Consider the following 14264-nt stretch of genomic DNA (forward strand, 5'->3'; position numbering starts at 1 on the left):
GCTAATTACAATAAAAGGTAATTCCTGCTTTTTTTTATTAATACTTACAGGCATAGTTACTCCAGATGACACTCTATAAAGTTCATGATCATTACCACTAAGGAGTTTGTATGTATACTGTCATTTTTGGCCGCCCTGGTTGCCCATACTGTGTTCGCGCTAAAGAGCTAGCCGAAAAACTAAAAACAGAGCGCGACGATTTTGATTACCGCTATGTGGATATCTGGGCCGAAAACATCACCAAAGACGACTTATCAAAAACAGTGGGCAAACCTGTTGAAACTGTTCCTCAGATCTTTATTGACGAGAAACATATCGGTGGTTGCACAGATTTCGAAGCCTATGCCAAAGAAAATCTGGAACTATACAAATAACTGAACCAGATAATTAGCTAGAAAATCGGGCGTTTAAAATCCGCTATCCAGCCATAAGCCTTATCCCTACTGGATAGCGGTAACCTTAACCATACTACCCTTCGAAAAAGATTCCATCCTCTTGAAAAAATTTTGTGATTTTTTTCTCAAGGATGAGAACTTTCACATCATAATGTAGTCTTAATTATTGCCACTGCTTTTCTTTGATGTCCCCATATTGAGGAGCCCGATAGTCATCCACTTTGGTTAAAGACTATCGGGTTTTTTGTTGTTCACAATGCTGGTTACGAGTTACGTGCAGGATAGAAGTTACCTTTCATTACTATCACAATCTATATATTATTGACTTATGCAATATCAACAAGCATTAAATAAAGTTATGAATCCATATGATTCTCTTTTTTTATAGGTTATATATTGTAAAATTACTGTTTTTAACAATAAGTTGATAAAATAGAATCATCTTGTTTGCATAATATCTCGCTTATGAGGCTTACTTTGCTAGAACAACTTAACCACAATCTGTTTACGTTTATCAACGCAACACCAGATTCTCCACCAGTAATGATCTCGCTTGCCATCTTTATAGCGAAATATTGCGTATTTATTTACCCCATCACATTAGCCACTTGTTGGCTTTGGGGAAAAGAAAGGGCTATTGCTTCTCAACGCATAGTTGTCAGTAAATCTTGCATTGCTTTTGCCTTTGGCATAACTGCTTCCTATATCATCGGAACAATTGTTCCACATTCCCGACCATTTGTTGAAGGTTTTGGCTATAACGTTCTCTACCACGCTCCTACGGAATCTTTTCCCAGTAACCACGGCACAGCAGTTTTTACTTTCGCCCTGGCATTTATATTTTGGCATCGGATTTGGTCAGGTTTATTTTTAATGCTCATTGCCTGTGCAATTGCCTGGTCCCGTGTCTATGTGGGGGTTCACTGGCCAATAGATATGGTAGGCGCATTTTTAGTAAGCTTGTTAGGATGTGCCTTTTCCCAAATACTTTGGAAACAATATGGAGAACGTTTACAAAACAAACTAATTCAGCTTTACCAATTCTGCGGTGCATTCTTTATCAAAAAAGGATGGATAAGGAATTAATCAAACTCCAATACAGCCTCAATAGATTTCAAATAGCGGCATAGAAACAGGTTTCTCAAGTACATGGTTAACTATGCACCAGCCACATATCTATAATGATTATGCGGCTGGTGTCACTGATATGGCTGCATACAGTTAACAAAATGACTAAATATATCATCACAACAACAAACAAGTTATTAACATTAAATTTACCACTTATGGTAACTTTAGATATCAGAATAAAATCCTTCATTATATTTAACAATATATAACCTAATAAATGATTACCATCTCTTCATAAACATAGAATAAATGAAATAACCTCACACGAAAAAATTGCTTATTCTTAAACCCTTATCGATGAATAATAAATAAAAACAAATTTTCATCTAAAGATAGAATGCCATATAAAACAAAGACGAAAAGAATAATTTACCTTATTTATCATTTAGTTAATCAAACACAGATTACCGATAAATATAGAAAGATAAAAATATTGACATTTATAATTCAATTTGAGCCCATGCTAACACCAAAAAATAGCACTCATTAATATATAAATATCACTGAACGGAAAATCAGATAGGTATTAGAGTTTAAAATAAAAATAATCATACATCCTTTAACAGAGATTGAGATTTATTTTATTTAATATTTAATCAACATTTAGACAAATATTTATAACAACCTTCATTTTCTATATAAATCTTGCAATTGCGAGAGTGATCACGGTACATTTCACTGAAAATAACTATATTTTCCCCATCAAAAGTCTGTGGTTAAGTTTTTGGATTTAGGAATCAAAAAAACAAAGCAGATGAGTGGCAAAACCCATTGCTTTAGATGAACAGATTTTAGTCAACTTATTAATGTAATAATAGTGTAATAACAATGTAGTAGTAACAATGTAGTAATCATGTAGTAATAAAGACGTTTAGATAAACACCAGCGCAATATCTGACAACTTATACATATAAAAAAATCCAACTCGCGCATTTAATTAATGTGCGGGTTTAGCAGTTTTTAAATTTTACTTTACCGCGTTATTTCGGAGATATTTATGGACACATCTCAATCAGGTTCGATCGCATCCTCTGCTTCCGGCAAAAGCGATTACACTACCTGGCGTAAATCAGACACTGTATGGATGCTGGGATTATATGGCACAGCGATTGGTGCCGGCGTTTTATTTCTCCCCATCAATGCTGGTATCGGTGGTTTGATTCCACTCATTATCATGGCAATTCTTGCGCTTCCCATGACATTTTTTGCCCACCGTGGAATGTGTCGTTTTGTTTTATCAGGTAAAAGCAGCGGTGAAGATATCACCAGCGTAGTAGAAGAACATTTTGGTAAAGTTGCAGGTTTCCTGATCACGATCCTCTACTTCTTTGCCATTTATCCTATCCTGCTAGTATACAGCGTTGCACTGACCAATACGGTAGAGAGCTTTATTGTGCATCAGCTACAAATAGATGCTCCTCCACGTGCATTGCTGGCGTTGGTATTGCTTCTTGGTGTGATGAGCATTATCCGCTTCGGTGAGAAAGCCATCGTTAAGGCGATGAGTATATTGGTATTCCCATTTGTCACCGTTTTAATGCTGTTGGCACTGTATTTAATCCCTCACTGGAACACAACCATCTTTGATACCCTGTCGCTGAGCAATACCATGTCTTCCACAAGCAATAATGGTCTGCTATTTACCCTGTGGCTGGCAATTCCTGTTATGGTTTTCTCCTTTAACCATTCTCCAATCATCTCAGCCTTTGCAGTTGCAAAACGTGAAGAGTATGGTGAGCATGCAGAGAAAAAATGTTCACGCATTCTGGCTTATGCCCATATTATGATGGTGTTGACAGTCATGTTCTTTGTTTTCAGCTGTGTACTAAGCTTGTCACCTGAAAACTTAGCAGAAGCAAAAGCACAGAACATCACTATTCTGTCCTATCTGGCTAACCACTTCCGCGTACCAACTATTGAGTATATTGCTCCACTCATCGCTTTTATTGCTATTACCAAGTCTTTCCTTGGCCACTATCTCGGTGCTCGTGAAGGCTTCAACGGCATTATGAACAAAGCAATGATGAACACTAGAGGAAAAACTATTCAGCACAAAACGCTGAATCGTATCACCAGTCTCTTTATGCTAATTAGTGCTTGGTTCGTAGCTACACTTAACCCAAGTATCCTGAATATCATTGAGTCACTGGGTGGGCCAATTATTGCGATGATCCTGTTTATCATGCCAATGTATGCAATCAGCAAAGTTCCAGCTATGCGCAAATATGCAGGTAAACCAAGCAATATTTTTGTTATTGTAACGGGTTCAATTGCTATTTCAGCAGCAATTTATTCAGTCATGTAATCAAAACCCATGTACTGTCTTTTTCGGCGGTAGAACCTAAAAAATGCCAGTCAACCTTTTGGTGACTGGCATTTTTACTAACCGAAAATAGAGTTAAACCAACCAATAACCGTTTTTACAATGAAATCCCACATACGTCCAAAGAAACCACTTTCTTCCACTGCTTCTTTAACTACTAATGGGCGCTGGTCAATGATTTTATCATGCAGCACAAAGTCCACTGTGCCTACAATTTGATTCTGAGCCAATGGCGCTTCAAGTGAAGCGTTATTCAGAGTAAAGCTCGCTTTCAGATTTCCTGTTTGTCCGCGGGGAACTAACACAGAAGCATCTTTTTCCACTCCCAATGCTACTTTTGAACGAGTCCCATACCATACTTTTTCCGTCACCAATGTATCACTGGCCTTCAACAGTGTGGCAGATTCATAAAAACGAAATCCCCATGACAAAAGTTTTTCGCTGTCAGAAAAACGCACTCGATCACTGGGAGCACCCAATACTACTGAAATAAGGCGCATTGGCCCCTCAGTTGCCGATGCAACAAGGTTATAGCCAGCCCCACTTGTATGTCCGGTTTTGACACCATCCACATTCATGTTTTTATTCCACAACAGACGATTGCGGTTAGGTTGGCGGATGTTGTTAAAAGTGAAGTCTTTTTCTTTATTCAGGGCGTATTCTTCCGGCACATCACGGATCATAGCCTGACTCAAAAGAGCCATGTCATGGGCGGTACTATACTGCCCTGCTGCATCGAGGCCATGCACTGTCTTAAAGTGAGTATTCGTCAATTTTAGTGTTTCCGAGTACTTATTCATCAAATCAACGAAAGCATCCTGACTGCCTGCTACATAATCTGCAAGTGCGATGCTGGCATCATTACCGGATTGAATTACAATACCGCGGTTCAGATCAATCACCTTAACCCTGTCACCCGGCTTCAAAAACATCAGGGATGATCCCCTAAGTACTGGATTCCCTGTAGCCCAAGCATCTTTGCCAACGGTTACCATGTCTTCCATAGAAATTTTCCCTGACTTAATCGCCTGCCCAATTACATAGCTGGTCATCATCTTCGTTAAGCTGGCAGGGTCTAACCGCTCATCCGCGTTATTTGAGGCTAAGATTTTTCCACTAGAATAATCCATCAACACATAAGCTTTTGCATCAATTCCAGGTGCTGCGGGCTGTTCCATTGCGTATGCGTTGACACTTACCAACCAGAAAACACTCAAGCTAAAAGTAAAAGATTTAATTATCGGTATCTGCTGCTTTTTTTTCATCGTCGCTCGCCCTTTTTTCTACTCAACTTTGTGTCGTATCTACAGAGTAAATATGAAAAATAAAAACTCTATTAATATAGGATGTTATAAGAGAAGACTCCAATCCATAACGTAAAGGTTTTTCTGTTATCCAACTGGTTTATTGTCATATTATCAATAGATAAGAATGTTCTGACATTAAGGAGAAAACCATGTTGACAATCTGGGGTCGTAAAAATTCATTAAACGTAGAAGTAGAGCGCCCATCCTTGCCAAACCTAGAGCGCTGGTATCAATTACTGACCGAAAGACCTGCTTTTAAAAAAATTGTTATGATAGAAATAAATTAAGCTTTTTCTTGTTAGCTCATTGGCATTCTGCCGGGATCTGGGAACTGGTATTCAAACCCTAGTACCCGACAGATACGGCTACCATCAACTATCTTGCTCTCGATTTCTACACTTTCTGACTGCAAAAATTCTGGTGGAGTCAGATCGAGCTGATGACAGGCTAACGGATAAAATTCCGATCTTTTCGGGTGTATTGGCGCGCACAAATTAAAGATATGCCCGCCTTCCGGTTGTTGAATAAGAAGCTTAATGGCAGAAATAACATCATCTTGATGAACCAAATTGACCGCATTGTTTCCTCCCCTGAGTGCTTTTTTCCCTGTAAGAAAACGCCCAGCATGACGTCCATTGCCCACCAAACCAGCCAGACGTAATACATCGACCGATGTATTGGGGAGTTGATGCAGCCAGTTTTCCAACTCTACTAACGCCTTGGCTGATGCAGTTTCAGGGCGCAATGGTCCATCTTCATTGAGATAGCCAACAGACGATCCATAAACTGAAGTTGAACTAGTAAAGATAATCCGTGGAACCGAATACGCAAGCGCAGTATCAACAACCAATTGCACTGCTTGTACATATTTTTCCCTACCACCAGCAACACCACTAACGGGCAGTGCCAAAACCAGCACATCAACAGACATCAGTTGGTCAAGGGCATCTGCATCACAGATAATTTGAGGCTCCAAGTTCAATAGGTAACAATCTACCCCACACATACATGCAGCTTCAACACCATCTGGTGTTGTTTTACTACCTACAACCTGCATCCCTCCGCTTTGTAATGCTTGGGCCAATGGCATTCCTAACCAGCCCAATCCAATAATGGAAACTTTTCTCACCATGATTCTCCCAAGAGCAATACCATTTTTACCCGTAGGTCATTATGTGACCATGACTAACATTACTCAGATATTGACTTAATGGCAACCGAACATATTTCAATTTAAAAACAATACATTAATACAAAATAAACATCTTTTTTAAAAAAAAGTTTGCTTTTTATACATAAAATCGGATAGGTTAAACAACAAGCAACCAATCCTTAGACGTAAATATAACGTTACGTACAGGTATCATTCAGTACAACGTACCCTTGTATAAATATCGTTTTGTATAAAAATAGATTTATAAAAAAACAGCTTTATATAAGAACGTTATATGAAAAATAGTACTGAAAAATAGTACTGAAAATAACATCAAACGCAGATAGAGAGTTCGTATACATGAATCGTATTCAATTTAACCATCATCACCACCATCATCCTGATTAGTCTTTCAGGCTGCTGTGTGCTGGAAGACATTTGACCCGTCTTCCGGTGGCATGAATATGATGAAAAACCCCCGGAAGATTTTCCGGGGGTTTTTTTATTCCTGATTTTTACGAATTAATTACTGACTGAATACTGAGATAGGATAAAACACAACATGCTAGATAAAACACGCTTACGCATAGCCATTCAAAAATCAGGCCGCCTTAGTGATGACTCCAGAGCATTACTGGCTCTCTGTGGTATCAAAATTAACTTACAGCAACAACGCCTGATTGCATTTGCTGAAAATATGCCTATCGATATTCTGCGTGTCCGCGATGATGACATCCCAGGCCTTGTCATGGATGGTATTGTCGATTTAGGTATTATTGGGGAAAATGTCCTCGAAGAAGAATTACTGACTCGCCGGGCACAAGGAGAAGACCCTCGCTACTTAACATTGCGTCGCCTCGATTTTGGCGATTGCCGCCTCTCTCTGGCAACACCTTTTGATTGCGATTATACAGGTGTGGAATGTCTGCAAGATTCCCGCATTGCTACCTCTTACCCGCATTTATTAAAACGTTATTTAGATCAAAAAAGCATTCGCTTCAAATCCTGCCTTCTCAATGGTTCAGTTGAAGTTGCCCCTCGAGCAGGGCTTGCCGATGCTATCTGCGATTTAGTTTCAACGGGCGCTACATTGGAAGCCAATGGCTTGCGGGAAGTTGAAGTCATTTATCGCTCAAAAGCCTGTTTGATCCAGCGTGATGGAGAAATGCCAGCAACCAAACAACAGCTTATTGACAAATTGATGCTCCGCATCCAAGGCGTCATTCAGGCGCGAGAATCCAAATACATCATGCTACATGCTCCCAATGACAAACTGGAAGAGATTATATCCCTGCTTCCGGGCGCAGAACGCCCCACTATCTTGCCACTGGCAGGTGCACAAAATCGTGTAGCTATGCATATGGTCAGCAGTGAAACTCTGTTCTGGGAAACGATGGAAAAGCTCAAGGCATTAGGTGCCAGTTCCATTCTGGTTCTGCCAATTGAAAAAATGATGGAGTAACCTTGATGAACACCAATTTTAAGACCATTATTCGCTGGCAAAAATGCACGCCAGCACAACAAAAAATATTACTGACACGCCCGGCGATTGCCGCATCCGACGATATTTCCAACACGGTTAAACAGATTCTGGAAACCGTAAAAATACGCGGAGATCAAGCATTACAAGAATTCAGTCAACGCTTCGATAAAACAACTATTGGAACCATTCAGATTTCTGCAAATGAAGTGAATGCCGCCGCCGCTCGCCTGACGCCAGAAATCAAGCAGGCTATGCAACAGGCCATGAACAATATCCGTCAGTTCCACAATGCCCAAAAACCAGCAGAGATTGACATTGAAACATTACCGGGCGTTCACTGCCAGCAAGTTACGCGTCCAATAGATTCAGTGGGGCTCTATATTCCCGGAGGCTCTGCCCCTTTGCCTTCCACCGTACTAATGCTAGGTACACCTGCCAATATTGCGGGTTGCCGTAAAGTCATCCTGTGTTCACCTCCTCCCATTGCGGATGAAATCCTCTATGCTGCCCAACTATGTGGGATCAGTGAAATATTTCAAATCGGTGGGGCACAAGCAATTGCAGCAATGGCATTCGGAACCGAATCCGTTCCCAAAATAGACAAAATTTTTGGTCCCGGAAACGCATGGGTTACAGAAGCCAAACGTCAGGTAAGCCAACAGATCGACGGTGCAGCGATCGACATGCCCGCAGGTCCATCTGAGGTACTGGTTATCGCTGATAGTGGAGCCAACCCCATATTCACAGCAGCAGATCTATTGTCACAAGCAGAACACGGCCCCGATTCCCAAGTAATACTGGTAACTCCCAATGAAAACTTGGCAGAACAAGTTATCCGTGAAATTGAAATACAACTTGCAGTTTTGCCACGCCAGCAGATCGCAGCACAAGCCTTGCAAGCCAGCCGGATTATTATTACTGAAGATCTCACTCAATGTGTGGCGATCAGCAATCAATATGGCCCAGAGCATTTGATCATTCAAACTCGTCAGCCTGAGCAACTGGTTGAGCAGATTACCAGTGCTGGTTCCATTTTTCTCGGTGACTGGTCGCCTGAATCTGCTGGAGATTACGCTTCAGGCACTAATCACGTTCTGCCTACCTATGGCTATACTTCAACCTATTCCAGCCTTGGCCTGACTGATTTCCTGAAAAGAATGACCGTTCAGCGGCTCACTCCTCAAGGGTTAAGAAACCTCGCACCAACTATCGAAACACTGGCACAGGCAGAACAGCTCATCGCGCACAAAAATGCCGTTACGTTACGCATGACTGCCTTGAATAACTCAGACTGAGAACCACGGGGTTTGATAACCATAAAAAGTTAAGGAACAATCATGAGTACGGTTTTTGATATCAATTCACTGGCAAGAGAAAACGTTCGCAAATTAGTCCCTTATATGTCTGCCCGCCGTCTGGGCGGTCATGGTGATATTTGGTTAAATGCGAATGAATACCCCATCGCACCCAATTTCCAACTCACTGAAAATACACTCAATCGCTATCCTGAATGCCAACCAGCAACAGTAATTCAACGTTATGCCGATTACGCTGATCTGCAACCGGAGCAAATTCTTGTCAGTCGTGGCGCAGACGAATCTATCGAATTGCTGCTCCGAGTTTTTTGTGAGCCGGGACGCGATGCTGTACTGTTTTGCCCACCCACCTATGGCATGTATAGCGTTAGTGCCGAAACCTTCGGCATAGAGCAGAAAAAGATCCCTGTCAGCGTCGACTGGCAACCGGATATTGCCGCCATAAAAAGTAATCTGAATCGCGTCAAGTTGATCTATATCTGTAATCCCAACAACCCTACAGGCAACCTCATTGATCCGGCTGCATTACATCAGATCCTTGAATTGGCCCGTAACCGTGCCATCGTTGCTATTGACGAAGCCTACATCGAATTTTGCCCACAACATGCAACTACCTATGCTACCACCCGTTGGCTACAAGACTATCCTCACTTAGTCATTTTGCGAACCCTCTCGAAAGCTTTCGCTTTGGCTGGATTGCGTTGTGGATTTACGTTGGCTTCTGCCGATATCATCGCTCTAATGCTAAAAGTGATTACCCCTTATCCACTTGCTACACCTATCGCAGATATCGCTGCACAAGCGCTAACTGAAACGGGTATTCAAACAATGAGAAATCGAGTGGAAGAAATTGTCAGCAACCGGGCTTATCTCCAGCAAGCACTCAGCAAATTGACGTTGGTTGAAAACGTGTTTCCAAGCGAAACTAACTATATTTTGGTGAAATTTATCAATGCAGAATTCGTTTTCAAAACGCTATGGAAACAAGGAATCATCTTGCGTGATCAAAGTAAACAACCGGGATTAGAGAATTGCCTACGCATTACCATCGGCAGCCGGAATGAATGTGAACAGTTAGTCAGTGCCATTAGTGCACTTTTCAACCAAACTCAACAAATCAAGGAAACTGAGACCCCATGAGCCAGAAAATGCTTTTTATTGACCGCGATGGAACATTGATCACCGAGCCACCTAGTGATTATCAAGTTGATCGCCTTGATAAATTGGCTTTTGAGGTTGGTGTGATCCCCGCCTTACTGTCCCTGCAAAAAGCCAATTACAAATTAGTGATGATCACTAATCAGGACGGGTTAGGTACGGCCAGTTTTCCACAAGCGGATTTTGAACCACCCCATGCCCTGATGATGCAGGTTTTCACTTCACAAGGTATCCATTTTGAAGAGGTGCTGATCTGCCCACACAAACCAGAAGATAACTGTCTTTGCCGTAAACCCAAGCTCGGATTGGTACAAAAATATCTGGTCGAAAATATCATTGATACTGAAAACAGTTATGTCATCGGCGATCGGGAAACCGATCTGGAATTAGCCCAAAACATGGGGATCAAAGGCATTCGTTATCAACCCGAATCACTGGGATGGTCAACTATTTGCGATCAATTACTCCGCAATGAATTAACATGTAAAGAATTAACCTGTAAAGATCGCCATGCTCACGTTGAACGAAAAACCAAAGAGACTGTTATTGATATTGAAATTTGGCTGGATCGTGAAGGAGAAAGTCGCATCAATACAGGTGTCGGTTTCTTCGATCACATGCTGGATCAGATTGCGACTCACGGCGGCTTCCGCATGAATATACAAGTCAAAGGTGATCTCTATATTGACGATCATCATACTGTTGAAGATACCGGTCTCGCACTGGGAGAAGCTTTAAAACAAGCATTGGGAGATAAACGTGGCATTGCCAGATTCGGCTTCACATTGCCAATGGATGAATGTCTAGCACGCTGCGCTCTGGATATTTCCGGTCGTCCACACCTCGAATATAAAGCCGAATTTAAACATCAGCGTGTTGGAGATTTGAGCACAGAGATGATCGAACACTTCTTCCGTTCCCTCTCTTACACCATGGGATGCACCCTGCACCTGAAAACCAAAGGCAAAAATGATCACCATCGGGCAGAAAGCCTGTTTAAAGTCTTTGGCCGGACATTGCGGCAAGCCATTCGCATAGAAGGCGATACCTTGCCTAGCTCCAAAGGTGTTTTATAGGAAATGCTATAAAGGAAGTCATGATGAACGTTGTTATTCTAGATACAGGCTGCGCTAACCTTGCTTCTGTTACCTATGCTATCCGTCGGTTAGGTTATAAGCCCATTGTAAGTTTAGACGCGGATATTGTACGAACAGCCGATAAACTATTTCTACCGGGAGTAGGCACGGCTACTGCCGCAATGAAACAGCTTGAGCAGCGACAATTAATTCCTTTGATTAATTCTCTTACCCAACCTGTATTGGGTATCTGCCTCGGCATGCAGTTACTTGCCAAAGTCAGTGCAGAAGGAGATAACGTTCCCCTACTGAAATTAATTGACGCCCCAGTCGAAAAAATAATGACCGCAGGTCTGCCATTACCACATATGGGATGGAATCAAGTGAAAGCACAGTCAGGTGATCCACTGTTTCGGGATATTGCCGACAATTCCCGTTTCTATTTTGTTCATAGCTATGCTCTGCCCGTTGGGGAATATACGATTGCCCAAACTGAGTATGGCAATACATTTAGCAGTGCGATTGCAAAAGACAATTTCTTTGGTGTGCAATTTCACCCTGAACGTTCAGGTGCAGCAGGCGCACAATTACTAAAAAACTTTTTGGAGATGTAAGCGCATGATTATACCTGCATTAGATTTAATTGATGGTAATGTGGTGCGCCTGCATCAAGGAGATTATGATCAGCGTCGGGATTATGGCAGTTCTCCGCTCTCCCGCTTACAACAATATGAACAGGAAGGCGCTAAATTGCTGCATTTGGTGGATCTCACTGGCGCAAAAGATCCAGCCAGACGTCAAATTGCACTTTTGAAAAAGCTACTGGCAGGGGTTACTGTTCCCGTTCAAGTCGGTGGAGGAATTCGTTCAGAGGCAGATGTAAAAGCATTGCTTGAAGCAGGAGCAAGCCGAGTTGTAATTGGTTCTACCGCTATTACACAACCTGAATTAGTCAGGCAATGGTTTCATCAATACGGTGCTGACGCAATTGTGCTGGCGCTGGACATCCGCATCAATGCAGATGGAATTAAGCAAGTCGCCATCAGTGGTTGGCAGGAAAACAGCAATGCTACCCTTGAGAATGTGATTGAACAATATCTCCCTGTTGGGCTAAAGCATGTTTTATGTACCGATATTTCCCGTGATGGCACATTAAGCGGCTCCAATATTGTGCTCTATCAGGAGATCAGCCAACAATATCCACAAATCCAATTTCAAGCCTCCGGTGGTATTGGCAGCCTCACCGATATTTCGCCCCTGCCTGCATCTGGTGTCGCAGGTGTTATCGTCGGTCGCGCATTACTGGAAGGAAAATTTACACTGACGGAGGCTATCCAATGTTGGCAAAGCGCATAATTCCATGTCTGGATGTCCGTAATGGGCAAGTCGTCAAAGGCGTACAATTCCGTAACCATGAAATTATTGGTGATATTGTTCCTCTCGCACAGCGCTATGCACAAGAAGGGGCTGATGAGTTGGTGTTTTATGATATTACCGCCTCTTCCGATGGCCGCGTGGTAGATAAGAGCTGGGTGGCGAAAGTTGCTGAAGTCATCGATATCCCTTTCTGCGTGGCAGGTGGAATTAAAACTGTCGAAGAAGCAGGGCAAATATTGGCGTTCGGTGCAGATAAAATCTCCATCAACTCTCCAGCCTTAGCTGATCCGGATTTGATTAACCGTCTGGCTGATCGCTACGGTGTCCAGTGTGTCGTTGTGGGTATTGATACGTGGTTTGATGAGAAAACCAACAGCTATCAGGTTTACCAGTTTACAGGAGATGAAAAGCGCACAGCCGCAACGCACTGGCAGACATTGGATTGGGTCAAAGAAGTACAACAACGTGGCGCTGGTGAAATCGTTCTGAACATGATGAATCAAGATGGTGTCCGTAATGGTTATGATCTTACTCAGCTAAAATTAGTGCGCGATGTCTGCTCTGTGCCATTGGTTGCTTCCGGGGGAGCCGGTACACCAGAACATTTCCTGGATGCTTTTCAACTTGCAAATGTTAATGGAGCTTTGGCTGCATCCGTCTTCCACAAACAGATCATCAATATCAGTGAACTTAAACAATATCTTGCTACACAGAATGTCGAGGTTAGAACATGTTGACAACACGACGATTAACAGCTCAAGAAATTGAGAAACTAGATTGGAAAAAAGTAGATAATCTGATGCCCGTCATCGTTCAACATGCCACCTCTGGAGCGGTGTTAATGATGGGCTACATGAATCAGGAAGCACTGAATGTAACGCTCAATTCTGGCAAGGTGACTTTTTTTTCCCGCACTAAGCAGCGATTATGGACAAAAGGCGAAAGCTCCGGCCACTTTCTGAATCTGGTAGAGATCTATCCTGACTGCGACAACGATACTCTGCTGGCCTTAGTGAATCCTATTGGTCCAACCTGTCATAAAGGCACTGAGAGCTGCTTTGCGCCTGCACAAACCGAATGGGGCTTTCTCTATGAATTGGAACAATTACTGGCAAGCCGAAAAAACGCCTCACCGGACAGTTCCTATACTGCTCACTTATATGCTAGCGGAACAAAACGCATCGCCCAAAAAGTTGGCGAAGAAGGTGTAGAAACCGCATTAGCGGCTACAGTAAATGACAGAGAAGAGTTGACCAACGAAGCCGCAGATTTGATCTATCACCTGCTGGTTTTACTCCAAGATCAAGAACTCGATCTTAGTCGTATCATCAGTCAATTGCGGGAACGGCACTCTACTCAACAGTAGAATTCCGAGCAGATAGAGTTCCGAGCAAAGATTGAAAATCTGAAAAATGTCAGCCACTTTGCCAAGTGATATGCACGAAGTGGCTTCTTACTGTCTTATTAGATGGCTTTTTATATCTGAGATCGTATGTAGCATCAATAACGGTAGCTATTCAAATTAACGCCCTCTTCTGCCACTCA

At 42.3% G+C, this 14264-nt stretch carries 14 protein-coding genes, 1 pseudogene and 1 other annotated feature; of the genes and pseudogenes, 13 read left to right on the forward strand and 2 right to left on the reverse strand.

Going from position 1 to position 14264, the window contains the following annotated elements; all coding sequences use genetic code 11:
- The first annotated feature begins 110 nt into the window (after positions 1-110).
- The 3 genes from PSI23_RS06545 (at position 111) to PSI23_RS06555 (ending at position 3831) form a co-directional block, all read left to right on the forward strand.
- Positions 111-374, forward strand: coding sequence for a GrxA family glutaredoxin (locus PSI23_RS06545; RefSeq protein ID WP_092518862.1), 264 nt, complete (start codon positions 111-113; stop codon positions 372-374).
- A 498-nt stretch (positions 375-872) separates the two neighbouring features.
- Positions 873-1481, forward strand: coding sequence for an undecaprenyl-diphosphate phosphatase (ybjG, locus tag PSI23_RS06550; protein ID WP_273554323.1), 609 nt, complete (start codon positions 873-875; stop codon positions 1479-1481).
- Between the two features lie 1042 nt (positions 1482-2523).
- Complete coding sequence (locus PSI23_RS06555) at positions 2524-3831, forward strand: HAAAP family serine/threonine permease (RefSeq protein WP_273554324.1); 1308 nt, start codon at positions 2524-2526, stop codon at positions 3829-3831.
- Between the two features lie 77 nt (positions 3832-3908).
- Here PSI23_RS06555 and PSI23_RS06560 read toward each other — a convergent pair whose 3' ends face one another.
- Complete coding sequence (locus PSI23_RS06560) at positions 3909-5114, reverse strand: serine hydrolase (protein WP_273554325.1); 1206 nt, start codon at positions 5112-5114, stop codon at positions 3909-3911.
- A 215-nt stretch (positions 5115-5329) separates the two neighbouring features.
- On the opposite strand from PSI23_RS06560, the pseudogene PSI23_RS06565 reads away from it, so the two are divergent.
- Positions 5330-5443 (forward strand): annotated as a pseudogene (locus PSI23_RS06565) (glutathione S-transferase); the annotation flags it as partial.
- A gap of 11 nt (positions 5444-5454) precedes the next feature.
- Here PSI23_RS06565 and PSI23_RS06570 read toward each other — a convergent pair.
- The gene (locus tag PSI23_RS06570; protein WP_273554326.1) at positions 5455-6288 is read right to left on the reverse strand and encodes an SDR family oxidoreductase; all 834 of its coding nucleotides are present in this window, start codon (positions 6286-6288) and stop codon (positions 5455-5457) included.
- 381 nt (positions 6289-6669) lie between these two features.
- Between PSI23_RS06570 and hisL the strand changes: the two genes are divergently transcribed.
- From hisL to hisIE, 9 genes are all read left to right on the forward strand, one after another.
- A complete protein-coding gene (hisL, locus tag PSI23_RS06575) occupies positions 6670-6717 on the forward strand; it encodes a his operon leader peptide (RefSeq protein ID WP_113967449.1) in 48 nt (15 codons plus the stop codon).
- Positions 6693-6815, forward strand: a sequence feature (His leader region). Its footprint overlaps the gene before it by 25 nt.
- Positions 6816-6871: 56 nt before the next feature.
- Entirely contained in the window at positions 6872-7771 is a 900-nt protein-coding gene (gene hisG / locus PSI23_RS06580; protein WP_273554327.1) for an ATP phosphoribosyltransferase, read from the forward strand.
- A gap of 2 nt (positions 7772-7773) precedes the next feature.
- Positions 7774-9087 (forward strand): histidinol dehydrogenase, encoded by a 1314-nt coding sequence (gene hisD, locus PSI23_RS06585; RefSeq protein WP_273554328.1) that lies wholly within the window; start codon positions 7774-7776, stop codon positions 9085-9087.
- Between the two features lie 42 nt (positions 9088-9129).
- Positions 9130-10248 carry a histidinol-phosphate transaminase gene (hisC, locus tag PSI23_RS06590; RefSeq protein WP_273554329.1) on the forward strand — a complete coding sequence of 373 codons (1119 nt, stop codon included), beginning with the start codon at positions 9130-9132 and terminating at the stop codon, positions 10246-10248.
- Positions 10245-11342 carry a bifunctional histidinol-phosphatase/imidazoleglycerol-phosphate dehydratase HisB gene (hisB, locus tag PSI23_RS06595; RefSeq protein ID WP_273554330.1) on the forward strand — a complete coding sequence of 366 codons (1098 nt, stop codon included), beginning with the start codon at positions 10245-10247 and terminating at the stop codon, positions 11340-11342. Before hisC ends, hisB begins: the two co-directional genes overlap by 4 nt.
- Before the next feature lie 23 nt (positions 11343-11365).
- Positions 11366-11956, forward strand: coding sequence for an imidazole glycerol phosphate synthase subunit HisH (gene hisH, locus PSI23_RS06600; RefSeq protein ID WP_273554388.1), 591 nt, complete (start codon positions 11366-11368; stop codon positions 11954-11956).
- Between the two features lie 4 nt (positions 11957-11960).
- A complete protein-coding gene (gene hisA / locus PSI23_RS06605; RefSeq protein ID WP_273554331.1) occupies positions 11961-12698 on the forward strand; it encodes a 1-(5-phosphoribosyl)-5-[(5-phosphoribosylamino)methylideneamino]imidazole-4-carboxamide isomerase in 738 nt (245 codons plus the stop codon).
- Positions 12680-13456 carry an imidazole glycerol phosphate synthase subunit HisF gene (gene hisF / locus PSI23_RS06610; protein WP_273554332.1) on the forward strand — a complete coding sequence of 259 codons (777 nt, stop codon included), beginning with the start codon at positions 12680-12682 and terminating at the stop codon, positions 13454-13456. Before hisA ends, hisF begins: the two co-directional genes overlap by 19 nt.
- The gene (gene hisIE, locus PSI23_RS06615) at positions 13450-14085 is read left to right on the forward strand and encodes a bifunctional phosphoribosyl-AMP cyclohydrolase/phosphoribosyl-ATP diphosphatase HisIE (protein ID WP_273554333.1); all 636 of its coding nucleotides are present in this window, start codon (positions 13450-13452) and stop codon (positions 14083-14085) included. The genes hisF and hisIE overlap by 7 nt, the downstream gene beginning before the upstream one ends.
- The last annotated feature ends 179 nt before the right edge of the window (positions 14086-14264 follow it).

The sequence above is a fragment of the Xenorhabdus yunnanensis genome (assembly GCF_028598805.1).
GTDB classification, from domain to species: domain Bacteria; phylum Pseudomonadota; class Gammaproteobacteria; order Enterobacterales; family Enterobacteriaceae; genus Xenorhabdus; species Xenorhabdus yunnanensis.